At 58.6% G+C, this 14,501-nt stretch carries 21 protein-coding genes and 1 tRNA gene; 10 read left to right on the top strand and 12 right to left on the bottom strand.

Translation table 11 applies throughout. The features are described 5' to 3' along the window. Positions 1-41: 41 nt before the first annotated feature. From FW796_RS25865 to FW796_RS25855, 3 genes are all read right to left on the bottom strand, one after another. A tRNA-Leu gene (locus FW796_RS25865) sits at positions 42-128 on the bottom strand. Positions 129-495: 367 nt separating this feature from the next. Next, entirely contained in the window at positions 496-702 is a 207-nt protein-coding gene (locus tag FW796_RS25860) for a hypothetical protein (RefSeq protein ID WP_346635480.1), read from the bottom strand. A gap of 279 nt (positions 703-981) precedes the next feature. After that, the gene (locus FW796_RS25855; RefSeq protein WP_346635481.1) at positions 982-1,245 is read right to left on the bottom strand and encodes a DUF1652 domain-containing protein; all 264 of its coding nucleotides are present in this window, start codon (positions 1,243-1,245) and stop codon (positions 982-984) included. 172 nt (positions 1,246-1,417) lie between these two features. Here FW796_RS25855 and FW796_RS25850 point away from each other — a divergent pair, with 172 nt between their 5' ends. Continuing rightward, on the top strand, positions 1,418-1,906 hold the full coding sequence (locus tag FW796_RS25850; RefSeq protein ID WP_446440295.1) for an AAA family ATPase: 489 nt from the start codon (positions 1,418-1,420) through the stop codon (positions 1,904-1,906). A gap of 91 nt (positions 1,907-1,997) precedes the next feature. Here FW796_RS25850 and FW796_RS25845 read toward each other — a convergent pair whose 3' ends face one another. After that, complete coding sequence (locus FW796_RS25845; protein WP_346635483.1) at positions 1,998-2,498, bottom strand: hypothetical protein; 501 nt, start codon at positions 2,496-2,498, stop codon at positions 1,998-2,000. A 27-nt stretch (positions 2,499-2,525) separates the two neighbouring features. Then, positions 2,526-3,134: an NAD(P)H-dependent oxidoreductase gene (locus FW796_RS25840; protein WP_446440294.1), complete on the bottom strand. Its 609-nt coding sequence runs from the start codon at positions 3,132-3,134 to the stop codon at positions 2,526-2,528. Between the two features lie 93 nt (positions 3,135-3,227). Between FW796_RS25840 and FW796_RS25835 the strand changes: the two genes are divergently transcribed. From FW796_RS25835 to FW796_RS25820, 4 genes are all read left to right on the top strand, one after another. Continuing rightward, on the top strand, positions 3,228-3,860 hold the full coding sequence (locus FW796_RS25835) for a TetR/AcrR family transcriptional regulator (RefSeq protein ID WP_346635485.1): 633 nt from the start codon (positions 3,228-3,230) through the stop codon (positions 3,858-3,860). Between the two features lie 56 nt (positions 3,861-3,916). Continuing rightward, the gene (locus FW796_RS25830) at positions 3,917-4,453 is read left to right on the top strand and encodes a hypothetical protein (RefSeq protein ID WP_346635486.1); all 537 of its coding nucleotides are present in this window, start codon (positions 3,917-3,919) and stop codon (positions 4,451-4,453) included. Positions 4,454-4,558: 105 nt separating this feature from the next. After that, the gene (locus FW796_RS25825) at positions 4,559-5,275 is read left to right on the top strand and encodes an HAD family hydrolase (RefSeq protein WP_346635487.1); all 717 of its coding nucleotides are present in this window, start codon (positions 4,559-4,561) and stop codon (positions 5,273-5,275) included. A 190-nt stretch (positions 5,276-5,465) separates the two neighbouring features. Next, a complete protein-coding gene (locus FW796_RS25820; RefSeq protein WP_446440293.1) occupies positions 5,466-6,371 on the top strand; it encodes a hypothetical protein in 906 nt (301 codons plus the stop codon). Here the strand turns inward: FW796_RS25820 and FW796_RS25815 are convergent. Beyond that, positions 6,358-6,843, bottom strand: a complete 486-nt coding sequence (locus tag FW796_RS25815) for a winged helix-turn-helix transcriptional regulator (RefSeq protein ID WP_346635489.1) — start codon at positions 6,841-6,843, stop codon at positions 6,358-6,360. The two genes, FW796_RS25820 and FW796_RS25815, sit on opposite strands and share 14 nt — an antisense overlap. A gap of 115 nt (positions 6,844-6,958) precedes the next feature. Between FW796_RS25815 and fabF the strand changes: the two genes are divergently transcribed. Then, positions 6,959-8,227 carry a beta-ketoacyl-ACP synthase II gene (gene fabF / locus FW796_RS25810; protein WP_346635490.1) on the top strand — a complete coding sequence of 423 codons (1,269 nt, stop codon included), beginning with the start codon at positions 6,959-6,961 and terminating at the stop codon, positions 8,225-8,227. Positions 8,228-8,297: 70 nt separating this feature from the next. Here fabF and FW796_RS25805 read toward each other — a convergent pair whose 3' ends face one another. The 3 genes from FW796_RS25805 to FW796_RS25795 form a co-directional block, all read right to left on the bottom strand. Continuing rightward, entirely contained in the window at positions 8,298-8,750 is a 453-nt protein-coding gene (locus tag FW796_RS25805; RefSeq protein WP_446440292.1) for an anti-virulence regulator CigR family protein, read from the bottom strand. A 126-nt stretch (positions 8,751-8,876) separates the two neighbouring features. Then, complete coding sequence (locus FW796_RS25800; protein ID WP_346635492.1) at positions 8,877-9,110, bottom strand: YceK/YidQ family lipoprotein; 234 nt, start codon at positions 9,108-9,110, stop codon at positions 8,877-8,879. 75 nt (positions 9,111-9,185) lie between these two features. After that, positions 9,186-9,617: a hypothetical protein gene (locus tag FW796_RS25795; protein ID WP_346635493.1), complete on the bottom strand. Its 432-nt coding sequence runs from the start codon at positions 9,615-9,617 to the stop codon at positions 9,186-9,188. 270 nt (positions 9,618-9,887) lie between these two features. On the opposite strand from FW796_RS25795, the gene FW796_RS25790 reads away from it, so the two are divergent. Further along, the gene (locus FW796_RS25790; RefSeq protein ID WP_346635494.1) at positions 9,888-10,133 is read left to right on the top strand and encodes a hypothetical protein; all 246 of its coding nucleotides are present in this window, start codon (positions 9,888-9,890) and stop codon (positions 10,131-10,133) included. 116 nt (positions 10,134-10,249) lie between these two features. Here the strand turns inward: FW796_RS25790 and FW796_RS25785 are convergent, their stop codons facing one another. Both FW796_RS25785 and FW796_RS25780 read right to left on the bottom strand, forming a co-directional pair. Beyond that, complete coding sequence (locus FW796_RS25785; protein WP_346635495.1) at positions 10,250-10,552, bottom strand: hypothetical protein; 303 nt, start codon at positions 10,550-10,552, stop codon at positions 10,250-10,252. Positions 10,553-11,120: 568 nt separating this feature from the next. Beyond that, the gene (locus FW796_RS25780) at positions 11,121-11,534 is read right to left on the bottom strand and encodes a hypothetical protein (protein WP_346635496.1); all 414 of its coding nucleotides are present in this window, start codon (positions 11,532-11,534) and stop codon (positions 11,121-11,123) included. Between the two features lie 228 nt (positions 11,535-11,762). On the opposite strand from FW796_RS25780, the gene FW796_RS25775 reads away from it, so the two are divergent. From FW796_RS25775 to FW796_RS25765, 3 genes are read left to right on the top strand one after another with little or no spacing between them, the layout of a single operon-like run. After that, positions 11,763-12,323, top strand: a complete 561-nt coding sequence (locus tag FW796_RS25775) for a hypothetical protein (RefSeq protein ID WP_346635497.1) — start codon at positions 11,763-11,765, stop codon at positions 12,321-12,323. Between the two features lie 11 nt (positions 12,324-12,334). After that, positions 12,335-12,724 carry a hypothetical protein gene (locus FW796_RS25770; protein WP_446440291.1) on the top strand — a complete coding sequence of 130 codons (390 nt, stop codon included), beginning with the start codon at positions 12,335-12,337 and terminating at the stop codon, positions 12,722-12,724. A gap of 59 nt (positions 12,725-12,783) precedes the next feature. Continuing rightward, on the top strand, positions 12,784-13,827 hold the full coding sequence (locus tag FW796_RS25765) for a hypothetical protein (RefSeq protein WP_346635499.1): 1,044 nt from the start codon (positions 12,784-12,786) through the stop codon (positions 13,825-13,827). 307 nt (positions 13,828-14,134) lie between these two features. Here the strand turns inward: FW796_RS25765 and FW796_RS25760 are convergent, their stop codons facing one another. Beyond that, entirely contained in the window at positions 14,135-14,494 is a 360-nt protein-coding gene (locus FW796_RS25760; protein ID WP_446440290.1) for a hypothetical protein, read from the bottom strand. Between the last annotated feature and the right edge of the window lie 7 nt (positions 14,495-14,501).

Raw genomic sequence — 14,501 nt, 5'->3', positions numbered from 1 at the left:
TCAGGCTCACTCAAAAAAACCGTGCAAGCCCTTGAAATAGATGGTGCCCGAAGCCGGAATCGAACCGGCACGCCCTTACGAGCGGGGGATTTTAAGTCCCATGCGTCTACCAGTTTCGCCATTCGGGCGGTAGCGCGATCACGCGACACTGGAACAATCAATCGGCAGCAAGCCGGCCAGTGCTTAAAGCAGGGTGTGGAATATATACATCCAGTCCTTGTGAAGCAAGGTCGAAGCAGGCAAAAAAACCTCTCCCTCCACTCTGAGTCCTGTGTAAAAAAGCACAGGAAATCAGGAGCCTACAGCGGCGATCTGATCATCCTCGAGAGGCTCACCAAACACTGCGTCGACTTTTTCAGCGGCGCCAAGACTAACATGGAGATATTAGCCAACCAACTGATTTATAAAGACTTATCATCAGCCCCATGCTCGTTCGAGTCTGGCACCAGCCAAACCAAGCAAAGCGTTCGGCGCGAAGCAGCCCATTGGCAGGCCTCAGGCCTCAGCCAGAAAACGCAACGATAGTTTGAGTTTGAGCGGGTCTTCCTGGGAGGCGGCCAACTCGGTCTCCAGGTGAGTCGAAAACTCCTGCTCCACTGGCGCCTCAGGGCCTTTGACCTGGGCCACTGTTCGGTTGTTTTCCAGCACCTTTGAAAGTTGCGCATAGGTGTAATTGGCGGGAGGCGTATTGCCTATATTCATGGAGGTCGTCCTTGATATTGAGTCAATCCGCGAGGACAGATCGAAGAGTAAAAAGTCATGGCATGCCGCGCTCAGGTCATTGATCAGATGCTGGCACTGCGATGGGATACTACAGGCTTTGAGCTGGAAACAAGCACGTCAATAGCCAACAGAGTTCGCCCAGTACACATGACCTCGCCATCCATGAACCGGTAAAGAGCCATAGATACCGGGCGAACGACACAAAGCTATGCGTTCAGAATGACATGTTCAACTGTCACCAATAACGTCCAGATGGCGTTATCCGGCGTAGTTGGTAAAACCACCAGCAAAGGCTCTGCGCCCAGCCCGGAGTTCGGTGCGCAACTCGCCGATCAGGTTGGAGATGTCGCGCACACTAGTGAGTTCGGCGGTCGAGACACCGGTCAGCAACAAGTCCACCCGGCCAGATTCGGCATCGTAGATCTTGATCGTCAAGGAACCGTTGGGATGCACGCTGCAGACGCAAGAAAGCGGGAGAAAGCCAGACTCCAATATGTGACAAAGCTCGCTGGTGGAGAGCATGGCTTCTCGCCTGTGTGGGATTTTGTGGATTTTTCCTATTGAGAATAGGTCAGCGTCTGATCCTGTGTATCGAAAAACACACAAAAATGCTAACTACCTCTCAGTTCTGCTACGCAGTTTCTGAACCCGACCATTCTCCGATCGTCTGAGGCGCAAAGCCCGGGAGAAAAGCATGAACCATTCATCCCCTGCCGTTCTACACCTGCTGTGCGGCAAGATCGCCTCGGGCAAATCCACCCTGGCCAAGCGATTGGCCGAGGCTCCCGGCAGCGTGTTGATCTGTGAGGACCAATGGCTGGCGCAGCTGTACCCGGGCCTTATTCATTCAGTTGCTGACTATGTACTGCATGCCCAGCGCCTGAAAAATGCGCTGGAGCCTTTGGTCATCACCCTGTTGCGCGGGGGAACCCATGTCGTGCTGGACTTCCCCGCCAATACCCTGACCCAACGCGCCTGGTTGCGAGCCTTGGCAGATAAGGCTCAGGCCGAGCATCAATTGCACCTGTTGCATGTCGATGAGGATATCTGCCTGACAAGACTGCGGGAACGTAACAGCCAGGGGGATCACCCCTTCAGTACCAGTGAGGAGCAATTCGAGCTGATCTGCCGTTACTTCGTGCCTCCACAGGCGGAAGAAGGACTGCACATCCTGGAGCACTGAAATCCGGGATTGCTGGGCCGGGCCCTATGCTGGGCCCGTTTCCGAATCCTGCGTGGGAAAAGTGCGCCGAGAACGGTGACGACGGCAAATTTCAGGCAAAAAAAAGCCCAAGTAGCTGATGGACACTTGGGACTAAAAATGCATAAACCGTGGTAGGTGAACGCGGAGCTATAGTAACGGAACAGTACATTCTGTAACAAGATATTTTGAAGAAAAAAACGTAAATAAAATCACCTAAGTCATTAAATATCCACACTTTTTTTGAGTCTTTGAATTTCAGAGCACTTCTTCCCGAGCCTTTTCCAGGCTCCACGGCGATGCGCCTGAGCTGGCCATCGCCGTACTGCGACCAGCCGTCAAGGTTTAAACGAAAATGCGCTGAAAATTCACAGAATCGCAACAGACAGACAACATTGCTCACCTTAAATTGCCGGCACTTGCCTGAATGGAATGTGTTGGTATGAATGACTTTCTCGACGCCCTGCCCCTGATGCTGTGCCTGACCACCTTTGCCTGGTGTTGCTGGGGCTAGGAACTCGAACCGGCCCTTCCCGAAGCGGACCGTGACGCCAAGTACGAAATCTCGCCGCACAACTGTTCCCGCCCCCAATCCCCACTCTCACACCGATTCGACGACCGCCGCGGGACTAAACAGTGCCTGCCCTAGCGCTCGTGCCCGCTCCAGGCAAGGCGCCACATCCCCGCTCTCCGAGTCAAAGATCAGTTGCGAGGTCAACACACTGGCCCCGCAGTAGTCGAAGATCCCATGGTCGATCTGGGTCTGCATCGCGTCGAGATACCCATGTCGCTCATAAGTGCCAGCGTCGGCCCCGGCAACCCCCACCAGGTGCACTCGCAGGCGCCCAAGCTTTTTCTCCAGCTTGGCATCCGCGCGAAAATCGAAGGCCCAGCCATTGGAGAACACGCGATCGATCCAGCCCTTGAGTAGCGCCGGCATGGACCACCAGTAAATCGGGTAGACCAGCACCAGGGCATCGGCGCGGTCGATGCGTGCCTGTTCGGCGAGCACATCAGCGGGAGGAAGCGCCTGGCTTCGATGCACTGCGATATCGGCAGCACCGAATCGTGGCTCGAACCCTTCAGCCCAGAGATCGGCAATCTCCAATGAATGCCCGGAACCGCGCCCCAGCCCCTCGGCAATCTGCGACGCAAGGCTATGGGTGAGAGACTTGGGATCATGATGAGCGACAACAACAAGTGCATGCATGGCGAGTACTCCTGCGGACGGATTGCGCTAGGGGATCTAGCTTTATATACTTTTAGTAAGTTACTGCCGATAAGTTACTTTTGGTATATAGCCATGTCAAGCAATCAGAAAACCGATTCCGTTTCATCGCCGCGACGGCGCCTGTCACGGGAGCAACGCTTGCAACAACTGATGGCCGTGGCCTGGCAGATTGTCCGTGAGCACGGCACTGAGGCACTGACCCTGGGGCATCTGGCGGAACAGGCCGGCGTCACCAAGCCGGTGGTTTACGACCATTTCAGTACTCGAGCGGTGCTCCTGGCGGCGTTGTATCAGGACTTCGACCAGCGCCAGACTCTGCTAATGGAACAGGCCCTGCAAACCAGCGAACCAACCCTTGCCGCCCGCGCAGCGGTCATTGCCACGTCCTATGTCGACTGCGTGTTGCTACAGGGCCGCGAAATCCCGGGGGTGATTGCCGCCCTGGCCAGTTCACCGGAGCTGGAAATCATCAAGCGCGACTACCAGGCGATATTTCTGGAAAAGTGCCGCAGTACTCTGGAACCCTTCGCCGCCGAAGCCGTGATCCCAAGGGCCGGGCTGCGCGCCATGCTCGGTGCGGCCGAAGCGGTGTCCCACGCAGCAGCGTTGGGAGAAATCACTCCCGCACAAGCCCAGGAAGAACTCTGCGCCACCATAGTGGCCATGGTTGAAAGAGCACGCGCCAGCACCTCTGCAAGCCAATGACCCCCTGCCTGGATATAGACGACCGGCCCCTGCGCCAGTCCCGCAAGGAAGAAGCAATGTTGCTGACCCGATTGGAACCGCTGGATGAATTGCTGCAACGCTATCGACAAGAATTGGGCAAGGACTTCACCGGCTATCGCAACCATGTGTACCGGGTGATCAACTTCTGCAACCTGCTCATCAGTGCCGATGCCCAGCAGTTGCAGAAGCTGGCCATTGCCGGCGCTTTCCACGACCTGGGCATCTGGACCGCCAGGACTTTCGACTATCTACCGCCGTCGCTGCGCCTGGCTGAAACCCACCTGGATGAAATCGCCAGGCCCGAGTGGAAAGCCGAAGTGCTGGCAATGATCGAACAACACCACAAGCTCACTGCCGCCGCCCCTCGCCCAGACAGCCTGGTGGAAAGCTTTCGTCGAGCCGACTGGATAGATGTGTCGCTGGGAATGTTGAGTTTCGGCATCTCGCGGGACGATCGGCGCCGGGTATTTTCAGCCTTTCCTGATGCGGGCTTTCATCTGCGCCTGGTTCAGCTGTCTTTCAAACAACTGCTGATCCGCCCCTGGAAGCCATTGCCCATGCTGCGCCTTTGATCCGCCGGCTGCCCGGCCCGCCGCTAAAGGCCGGAGCGCGTAAACTGCACCCATTAATGGCAATACCGGCCGCGAGTCAGGCGGCTGCAACCACCGAGAACACCTATGTCGCCCCAACCCCCTACGGCCCTGCCGCCCCTGAACGCTGACGCTGAAACACAGCCGCTGCCCCCAGACACCGTTGGACTCAATGCCGAGGCCAACCGAGTGCTTTCAGTATTCGACTTCGACGGCACCCTCACCCACCACGACAGCTTCGTGCCCTTTCTGAAGTTTGCCTTCGGGCAACGGGCGTTCAGCCAACGGATACTCAAGCTGGCGCTGCCCAGCCTGGGCTACCTGGCTCGTCGTGTTGAACGCGACCAACTCAAGGCGCAACTGATCAGCACCTTTCTCAAGGGCATCGAGGCGACGTGGCTCCAGCAACAGGCCGAAGCCTTCTGCCTGAAATCCTGGACCCGGCTGATGCGCCCGAGTGGACTGCAAGCGGTAGCCGGGGAACTGCGTTCCGGGGCGCTGGTAACCCTGTGCTCGGCGTCGCCGGCCCTGGTCCTGCAGCCTTTCGCCACGCGCTTGGGCGTCAGGCTGATCGGAACCGAACTGGAGGTGATCGATGGCGTGCTGACCGGCCGCATCGCCGGCCACAACTGCCGTTGCGACAACAAAGTGCTGCGCCTGGAAAGTGTCTACGGCCCATTGAGCCAATACCGACTCAGGGCCTGGGGCGATACCCGGGGTGACCGCGAGCTTCTGGCTGCGGCACAGGACGCCCACTGGCGACACTTCCACCCGGCCTGGCGCCGCGGGCTTGGCGCTCGCTGACACCCACCGCCCCCACACAAAGCACCCGACCAACGGCAAACGGCCAGGAAAAAGATTCGCTATACCCAACAGCAGGCGCTCCGGCGGCCATAGGCCGGAGGGCGCTGGCGACGGTAAATAGCCTGAGAACAAGAGCAGCCTCGCAGACCAGGGACAAAGAACCGCTTACACAAGGAGAGGGCCTGCCACGATGAAGACCAATGGCTATCTGCTGCGTACGCTGGCCGTATTGCTTGCGGCCGGAGCACCCGCCGCCCTACTTCTGAGTCACCCCAGTCCTCCCCCTTACCTGGCAGTTGCACCTGTATTCGATTGGCCGCGCCTGGGCGCCTGGGCCAGTTGCCTGGCAGGCCTGTTGGTCTTGTTCGTCCTCGCCGGCCTGCGAATTCGCGGCCGGGTACTTGGAGTACTGATCGACGAACGCAACCGCTACTCGCTGTCACGTCTGCAAATGACCCTATGGACGCTGCTGGTGCTGGCCACCCTGTATACGGTGTATATCGGCAACATTGTCCGGGGAAACGCCACTACAGCGCTGATGGTGGACCTGGACTACAACCTGATCGCATTGATGGGCTTCAGCCTGGCCAGCTTCGTCACTGCCCCCATGGCCTTGAACCGCAAGGCCGAGCAACCCGCAGATCATAGCGCTCTGGCAACCACTGGCCAGCAGTTGCTCGACAGCCAGAGCCTGGTGGCACTGCCGTCGGCCAAGGGCCAGGTACTGATGAAAAGCGACCCGAAGGACGCACGATTGGCCGACCTGATTCGCGGCGAGGACGTGACCAATGGCGCCATCGTCGACCTGCCACGCCTGCAGATGCTGCTGATCACCATGGTGGTGGTGTTTGTCTATGGCGCCGCCGTCGGCCATATCCTGGGTTCCGGCAGCTGGGTGCTGGAGGTATTGCCGAAACTGCACAACACACTGCTGTTGTTGGCCCTGATCAGCCACAGCGGCTACGTGGCGGGCAAGTTGATCCCCAGCAACCTCAGCCCTTCCGCCATTTTTCCGGGGCCCACCGTCCAGGCCGACCCGCCAGGCACCGCAGCCGCGGTGCGCAGCCTGCCCCAGGCCGGACTCACTCCACCATAGCCATCAATCGCTGACGCATGCCGTCGCTGGCAGCCGGCCCCGCCTGCACCGTACACGCCTGCAACGGCACCAGACGACCATCGGCAACATCCACCATCACGGGCTGCACAGGTCGTCCGCTTTCACGTTCGACCAGTTGCACGCTCTCGCCCTCGGGCGCGTAGTGACGATTGCCCCAGGCTACGAAGGCCATGAGTACGACACGGAAGTCCTCGCCCTTGGCAGTGGGCACATATTGATAGCGCAAGGGGCGCTCGCTGTAGGCCTGGCGCTCCAACAGACCCGCCTCCACCAGGGAGTTCAGGCGGCGGGTCAGCATGTTCGGGGCGATCTCCAGGCTGCGGGAAAACTCGTCGAAACGTCTCAGACCGTGCAGCGCGTCGCGCATGATCAAGATGCTCCACCATTCGCCGACCCGTTCCAGGCTGCGGGCAATTGGACATTCAGCGTCGATCAGACTTTTTCGTTGCATGGCTGGCTCCTGCGATGCACCTCAGTATTTGTGGATTTGGATGTTACTTTCATGATGATAGTATCGTCCACGTTTCGTTGTTCCCCACGCAAACCAACTAAGGAGCAGGACCCGCATGAGTAAACGCATCGTAGTCACCGGCATGGGCGCAATCACTCCACTGGGTTGTGGGGTCGAGCAGGTCTGGCAGCGCCTGCTGGCGGGACAATCCGGAATCCGTCAATTGCCGGAAGAGTTTATCCAGGATCTGCCCACCACCATTGGCGGCCAGGTGCCCGACGCGCTCGAAGATCCCCAGGCCGGCTTCGATCCGGACCAACTGCTGGCCCCCAAGGAACAGCGCAAGATGGACCGTTTCATCCTCTTCGCCCTGGCGGCGGCGGAAGAAGCCCTGGCCCAAGCCAACTGGAAACCCGATAACCCTCAGGCCCAGGAACGTACAGCCACCATCATCGCCTCAGGTGTAGGGGGCTTCCCAGCCATCGCCGATGCCGTGCGAACCACCGACAGCAAGGGCCCGCGACGCCTGTCACCGTTCACCATTCCTTCATTCCTGAGCAATATGGCTGCAGGCCACGTCTCGATCCGCCACAGCCTCAAAGGGCCACTGGGAGCGCCAGTCACCGCTTGTGCTGCCGGGGTCCAGGCCATCGGCGACGCCGCACGGATGATCCGCGCCGGTGAAATCGACATCGCCGTCTGTGGCGGAGCCGAGGCGGCGATCCATCGGGTCAGCCTGGGTGGCTTCGCCGCGGCTCGGGCCCTGTCCAGCGAGTACAACGACACCCCGGAACGGGCTTCACGTCCCTTCGATCAGGCACGGGATGGTTTTGTCATGGGTGAAGGTGCCGGGCTGCTGGTCATCGAGGAACTGGAGCATGCCCTGGCTCGGGGCGCACAGCCCATTGCGGAGTTGGTGGGCTATGGCACCAGCGCCGACGCCTACCACATGACCGCGGGCCCGGAAGATGGCGACGGCGCCCGGCGCGCCATGCAGCAAGCCTTGCGCCAGGCCGGCGTACAAGCTTCCCAGGTCCAACACCTGAATGCCCATGCCACCTCCACGCCGGTGGGCGACAAGGGCGAACTGGCCGCCATCAGGAGTGTATTCGGTACCGGCAGCGGCCTGGCCATCAGCGCCACCAAGTCTGCTACGGGTCATCTGCTGGGTGCCGCCGGCGGGATCGAGGCAATCTTTGCCATCCTTGCCCTGCGTGACCAGATCGCTCCCGCGACCCTCAATCTGGACAACCCGGACAGCGCCGCCGAGGGCCTTGACCTGGTGCGCGGCGAGGCACGCAAAGTGGCCATGGAATATGCACTGTCCAATGGTTTCGGCTTTGGTGGGGTCAATGCCAGCGTGCTGTTCAAACGCTGGCAGTAACGCATCAAGAAGACGGGCTCAATGTTGAGGTTTCAGCCACGACAGGCTGGAACCTCAACAGGCCCGTCAATCAGTTGAGGACGTCATTGAGCACTTCGTAGATGATCCCGCTGGCGATGGCCACCAGAATCAGGTCGGTTCCGGCCTGCCGCCATTCATAGCCGTCATAGCGAGGGAGCTGTCCCAGCAGCCGGTGGTCCAGCTTCTTGGCAATGCCCGGGGGCAGAGGTTTACCCCGAGCCAGGTTCTTCTGGATGCCTGGAGGCAATGCCGGTCCCGGGCTCCAATAGTCACGGTGCACACCCAGTATGCTCAGGACACTGCCGCGATCGACACTGGGGCCATGACTCCAATCATCGGCGCCTGACTTCTTGCCCTTGCCATGCCCACCCTGGTCATCCTGCGCACTGTGTTTGGAGTGCCCCTGCCCCTTGCCATTTCCGGGGTCGGCCAATGCCAGAGGGGAAGCGCCAGCCAGGAACACGCCGGCAAGAACAACGATCAACGAACGGGACTTGAGCATGTCGGTTCTCTTTAGGAGGCCAAGGTCACACTCAACTGTAGACGGCAGTTCCTGTCATTGATCGAAGATCAGGCAGATAGAGCTCCGCCTCCATCAGTGCTCATCAGGTCATCGGCCAGCTGAGGATCAAAGCGTGCAGCTGTACTGATACTCGAAGGGAAACATCAGCGTATCCACCACGCCGGAGAATGGAGCATCCAACGCCAGAAACGGCCAGAGCACACCGTTGTTCTTCTTAGCCAATGCCCAATCCATGCGTACGCCAATATAGGGGCAACTCAGGGGAGTAGTGCGAGTAATCAGGGCCGTGCATCCACTCAAGACAAAGATCAACACCAGCAACAACAGGCTTCGCAACACATAACTTCCTTTTTACGTTCATGACATGGGCACTCTGGACTCGGCGCCAGAGGCCGAGGCAGCGGCACCTGGCTATCAGGCCTTGTAGTCGCAATGGATCTGCAGGCTCTCCGTGTGATTGCGATGAATCTCGAAACCGTAACGCCTCAACACATCCTTGACCTCATCAACGACAGCCGAGTACCGCCCTTGCAACTGATGCTGCCGCGCCGGCGAAGTAAACACCCCCAACGGCAGAAAGCGCAGGCGCTTGCCATCAAAGACAATGGACACATCGATATGAGTGCCATCCACATCATGGCCATTGGAGCCGAAGATATCCTCCAGTTCCTCTTTGCGCCCCGGATAACACAGGCAGAACAACCTGATCCCCAGCCAGCGTGACAGCGTCCTGAAAAACCCCAGATAACTGCTTTTGCTCTCGTAGCCTCGGGTCACAAGCAACTGCACCGAACGCGGCAGACTGGACTGGACCTTGAGCAGTTGTAGAAAGACTTCGCGCTCCATCAACACCTTTGCAGACGGCCAGCGCGGCCCCACTCTCAAGCCTTGGTTGTCGCCCCTCTTGAGTATCAGCATGCAGATCGACCCTGGTCCTTTTTCACGGGCCGCAATGGTACACAGAGCCGCCGCAAGCGTGCTGAAAATTCAAAAGCGCAAACAGCTATCAGTCCGCGACACCGCCCATCTTCTCCCGGTGACAGCGCACCCGCCGTTTAGTTAAACTGATCATGGCTCATAGCCATTACTCATTAGCACAGTGACCACAGGGGCTGTATGTACGATTTAACGAATCTGGTCATTGTCGATAGCCGCTTTGGATTGAATGTCCTGCAAGTCACCGCCGATCTGGTAGCCGGCGCCCTGGATGAACTCCTGGCCAATTGCGCAGGCGGCGCCAACATCACCCAAAAGCTGGATTACTCCATCCTGACGATCTATCAGGACAAACTCGCGGCGGCCATTCGCGACATGAGCCTTCCGCCCCTGTCCCTACCCTCTCCAGCCGATAGCCTTTGCTGAATCGAACAACTTGCCAGCACTTGGCAAGTTGAGCCCGAACCTGCGTTCATTCAGGTAAAGAACTCCCGACTCCACAAAGTGGCCGCTGCCATCCACTGTCGCGGCCTGGGTCCGAATCACTGCGAATCAGATACCAGCATCAGATACCAGGTAACAAAGCCTGCTAACACCATGCCATGCACAATCAGAAAGTGCCGCAGCCCAATGGGCCGCCCCGAGACCCACCAATAGGCGAAGACCAGCGGGTAGCACAGCAGGCAGGTCAGCCCCAGGGTAACGATCGTCAGGGTGCTGCCGATCCCAGGAAGAAACCCGGCAGAAGAACCCAGCAGAAAGACGACGAAGGCAATGCCGCCTAACGTGATGACAATGATTAAAAGAGCAACGATAGCGCGCTGGGCGTCGAGGCGATTATCCATAACTGACTACTTGCAATCCTTTTGGGCATGGCTGAGTTGGAGCCATAGTATCGGGCCAAACACCCAGCAGACGGTAAGACAAAATGTTGAACCTTGTGCCATCGGCGGCACATGCGCCGACCCGCTTGGCGGGCAAAATCCAGATTCTGCGCCAACCAGTGAACGGGCTTGCGTCGCCTCTCGCGGGGCACGCGCAACATCGGTCACCTGGAACCTTTTCCCTCAATGAGGATCAGTGCTGCACATTTCCCTATCACACAGTAAGCGAGTGCCAGCATGGCCCTGAGAAAAACCGTCCTCTACATTGCATTGGTGTCCGTCGGCTTCTTTGCCGGGTACGCGGCAAAACCAACAAGCGGACTACAGGTCACGGCGGGACAACTGATAAGTTGCGGCAAAAGCACCATGCCGACTATCGAGATGTGATTGCCAGGCAACTCAGCACTCGATGACACAGCGCCCAATACTCAGCAATACCGGCTCAATCCACAGCGACAGTCGCCAACATCAGGCAGCCGGAAACGAAAAAGCCCGGCAAGCGAGCCGGGCCATAAGCAATCTTGAAGACTCACTTGGAAGACATGAACAACCAAGCGACAACAGCTGCACCAGCGGCCATATAGGTGCCAACCGTCTTGGTCTTCTCCCAGCCACCCTTCTCGGCCCAGGGCTTGCCTGGCTCAGACGAAACCTGCGGGTCTTTGTGCTTGGTCTGCTTGGCAGTAATCGAGGCAACTCGCTGCTTCAAGTAAGCGACTACTTCAGCCCCGCCCTTGCTGAAGCCTTCAAGATCCACCTCAACGACGCTTTCATGCACCGCCTTGTTACGTACGCTCGCAATCCAGCGAATCTTTTTCACCATCGGCGGGCTGATCATTCCCTCAACCGAGCTCAGTTTTTCATGCAACCCTCGGCCTGATGCGCCCAGCTGCAGGAGCAACGATTCGACCTCTGTCGAGATATCCAGTATCTGACCCCGCATACCGCCCTCCCTTTTCAATCGCGGCACTTTAACACCGGGGTTGTACCTGCCCAAGGCTCTGAACGTGCACACGAGCGTCCTTTGCAGGTTTCGTTGACCCAATCGATAAAGGCAATGCGCCATTAGCACATCCGCCCTAATCGACCCCCGCTGCCGGCCAGCCCTATATTCCTTCTCTTGGACGGTCCCGTGCGGCCGCGGACAAGCACCCTCAAGGAACGAAATATCATGGCGATCCCATTCCCCCACGCCAGATGGTTGCCGCTATCACTCATCCTGCTGTGCACCAGCGTCACGGCCCTCGCCAACCCTCAAGGTGAATACTGGATCGTCTACGGCAAGGGCGAGCGCTACCACAACGAGGTATTCGTCGCCGATGCCGCCGGTGTCCTGCAAAAGCCCCAGGGGGTGCAGTCGGCCATGATCATGCAGATCTTCGAAGACCCGGCGATGCCCGTGCTGGCGGCCTACGAGATCCAGTACAAGTGCAAGGAGCGCAAGGTGCGCTTCGACAGCGCCCGAGCCATGCGCCGTTTCGACCATGCCATGAAAGACGTGACCACTGCCCAAGGCTGGATCGCCCCGAAGGACTACTGGCTGCAGCGCACCTTCGCCTTCGTCTGCGCACCCGGCAACCGCGAACACAACCAGATGCTGCCAATGGGCAAGATGGCCGCCGGCCGCATGGTCGAGACCGTCCAGGCCATGTTCCAGCAACTGTACGGCATACAGGCCAACAGCGAGGCCGTGCAGAGCCTGGACGCAATGCTCGGCAACAGCCCGCAATGAAGGAGGCCGCCATGACCCGGCACCTACTTGCCCTCGGCCTGCTGTTGCCTTTGCTGAGCGGCTGCATACCCACCCTCCCGGAATACATGGCCGGCCAGCAATGGAAGGGACGCGACGCCAAGGAAGCCATCGACTTCTTCGGCCCGCCTGGACGCATGCAGCCCTCGCCCGATCGCAGCGAGGTGCAAATGCAGTGGTACCGCGACACCTCCTACGTAAAGAAGGAAGTGATTGGCGGCTCCAGCGAGATGCAGGGCGGCGTGATGGTCCACACCAACTACTGGGACGACGTCACTCACACGAGCGGCTGCACCCTCTCCATGACTGTCGACAAGGCCAGACAGATCAAGGACTTCTCCATTCGTGGCCGCTGCACGGGCGTGGCCCTGGCGCCGCAGTGACTGGCCCGACATAAATAGCCCGCAGAGTACGATCGCCCATGGCCTTCAAGGATTGCTACATGAAACTGTTTCGGCCGCGTTCGGCCCTACCCGCTGCGTTACTTCTCTCTCTTTCCCTCTCCGGCTGCATGTCCGATCTTGATTCGGGTGCCTACGGCAGCATGGACGATCCGCGTTACGCGCAGTTGCTGGACCTAATGGACGCAGCACTCAAGGGGAACATGGCGGTGGTACTGGTGGCCGACGTAATGCCACACAAGTCGCTAAGCGACGCGCTGACCATGACTCAATGGACGCCGACGGTAATCTGGGAATACGAGAAAGATCCGAAGATCACCTTCGGCCGCAAGTTCCAGACCAATGCCCTGCAGAGAAAGCCTGACGAAACCTATCTGTTCAAGGCCTTCGAGGTGCATATCCTGCCGCCCGGCAAATACCTACTGACCGGCGGCGATGACTACCAGATCAAAGGATTGCTCGACCAGGTCGGCGCCCGCAGCGGCCCACCCGGTTCGGGTCGTGGTGCCAACGGTACTGCGTACCTGTCCCCCGAGCTGTATCGCGAGTACTACAGGGAAGAGGTCTGGAAGGACGCCACCTATGGCAGCGAGACCAAGACCGAAACTGTCTGTACCTCCGTGCTCAGGGCCTCGGGTGCCTGCGTGAGCTGGGGTGAACAGCAATATACCCAGACGACGGCGGGCTCCCCGGCCGGCTATTACCAACAGACCGATTCTCGCGACGTTCCCGCAATCAAGGTCCAGGCGCGCCTGCCGGTCGACAAGGCGCTCGCCAGTTTCACCATCCAGGGCGGGCAATTGCTGCTGGCCCCGCGCATGCATCTGAAGACCCCTGGCTACAAGTACCAGCAGTCGAAGTGCCGGGCGATCGATCCGAAAAAAGTCGAGTGTCCGCTCGACAACCTGACCGTCTACACCTGGCCGGCACCCATGAGCTTTACACAGAACCTCATTGAGCAGCGCAACCTGAGCGAGAAGCACCGGCAACTGCTGTCCAGGCTCCAGCCCATGCAGATCACGCCGCTGGGCAAGCAAGGCATGGAAGATCCCATCTGGGGCGTGCCGTTGTCGCTGCCCAAGTAAGGCAAGTCCGGGGGTATTGGCTGCTCATCGAACATCGTGTTGAACATGGGCAGCCTGCCGATCAACGGTGGATGCCTTGGCTCAGTTCGACGCAGATGCATCCGCAAGCCACGCTCAATGAAGTTGCAAGGCAGCTAACATAGCCGTCCTCGGAAAACACTAGACTACGAAATACCCGCAGAACGATTTAGCCAATCTGTTGCATCGACCGGTTGAATCCACAGCCAGGAGCGGTCACTGCATAAAATCCGCGCTCGCGAACCGGCAAACCGGAACGCCTGCGGTGTCCACGCTCCTGAAACAAGACTCAGTTGCCCAAGCACTTTAACAAGAGGGCCAACACCCAGTCTTCTTGCGAAGCCAATGCCGCGCTGATCTCCTCGCATCTCCCATTCAGAGACAGCAGGTCGCCAGCCAGTACTTCTCCACTGGACATGCACATATCCAAAGCAACACTAAAAACCCCGCTACTTACCTGCTTGCTCTCAAAAACAAGCTCAACCTCTTTAGGGAAGATCGTCACGTAGACGAAGAGTATTTCATCCGCGTATGTGTAGTGACCATGATTCCTTTTGAGTAAAACACTCTGGCTTTTCAAAGCCTTCTCATAAACATGATCTAGAAACCTTTGAAGGATGAACAAAAGCTCTGGCTTTTCAGCGCTCATTGGATTC

The organism is Pseudomonas sp. 910_21, assembly GCF_052850735.1.
Note: the sequence above shows the minus strand (reverse complement) of the source record. Positions and strands in the feature narration are given on the sequence as shown.

Excerpts from the sequence above, each read along its gene's own strand:
- FW796_RS25840 (WP_446440294.1), bottom strand. The coding sequence starts at position 3,134 with ATGCATGCACTTGTTGTTGTCGCTCATCATGATCCCAAGTCTCTCACC.
- FW796_RS25855 (WP_346635481.1), bottom strand. The coding sequence starts at position 1,245 with ATGCTCTCCACCAGCGAGCTTTGTCACATATTGGAGTCTGGCTTTCTC.
- FW796_RS25860 (WP_346635480.1), bottom strand. The coding sequence starts at position 702 with ATGAATATAGGCAATACGCCTCCCGCCAATTACACCTATGCGCAACTT.
- FW796_RS25775 (WP_346635497.1), top strand. The coding sequence starts at position 11,763 with ATGGCGATCCCATTCCCCCACGCCAGATGGTTGCCGCTATCACTCATC.
- FW796_RS25825 (WP_346635487.1), top strand. The coding sequence starts at position 4,559 with ATGTCGCCCCAACCCCCTACGGCCCTGCCGCCCCTGAACGCTGACGCT.
- FW796_RS25815 (WP_346635489.1), bottom strand. The coding sequence starts at position 6,843 with ATGCAACGAAAAAGTCTGATCGACGCTGAATGTCCAATTGCCCGCAGC.
- FW796_RS25830 (WP_346635486.1), top strand. The coding sequence starts at position 3,917 with ATGTTGCTGACCCGATTGGAACCGCTGGATGAATTGCTGCAACGCTAT.
- FW796_RS25785 (WP_346635495.1), bottom strand. The coding sequence starts at position 10,552 with ATGGATAATCGCCTCGACGCCCAGCGCGCTATCGTTGCTCTTTTAATC.
- FW796_RS25770 (WP_446440291.1), top strand. The coding sequence starts at position 12,335 with ATGACCCGGCACCTACTTGCCCTCGGCCTGCTGTTGCCTTTGCTGAGC.
- FW796_RS25850 (WP_446440295.1), top strand. The coding sequence starts at position 1,418 with ATGAACCATTCATCCCCTGCCGTTCTACACCTGCTGTGCGGCAAGATC.
- FW796_RS25805 (WP_446440292.1), bottom strand. The coding sequence starts at position 8,750 with ATGCTCAAGTCCCGTTCGTTGATCGTTGTTCTTGCCGGCGTGTTCCTG.
- FW796_RS25820 (WP_446440293.1), top strand. The coding sequence starts at position 5,466 with ATGAAGACCAATGGCTATCTGCTGCGTACGCTGGCCGTATTGCTTGCG.
- fabF (WP_346635490.1), top strand. The coding sequence starts at position 6,959 with ATGAGTAAACGCATCGTAGTCACCGGCATGGGCGCAATCACTCCACTG.
- FW796_RS25780 (WP_346635496.1), bottom strand. The coding sequence starts at position 11,534 with ATGCGGGGTCAGATACTGGATATCTCGACAGAGGTCGAATCGTTGCTC.
- FW796_RS25835 (WP_346635485.1), top strand. The coding sequence starts at position 3,228 with ATGTCAAGCAATCAGAAAACCGATTCCGTTTCATCGCCGCGACGGCGC.
- FW796_RS25760 (WP_446440290.1), bottom strand. The coding sequence starts at position 14,494 with ATGAGCGCTGAAAAGCCAGAGCTTTTGTTCATCCTTCAAAGGTTTCTA.
- FW796_RS25790 (WP_346635494.1), top strand. The coding sequence starts at position 9,888 with ATGTACGATTTAACGAATCTGGTCATTGTCGATAGCCGCTTTGGATTG.
- FW796_RS25765 (WP_346635499.1), top strand. The coding sequence starts at position 12,784 with ATGAAACTGTTTCGGCCGCGTTCGGCCCTACCCGCTGCGTTACTTCTC.
- FW796_RS25795 (WP_346635493.1), bottom strand. The coding sequence starts at position 9,617 with ATGGAGCGCGAAGTCTTTCTACAACTGCTCAAGGTCCAGTCCAGTCTG.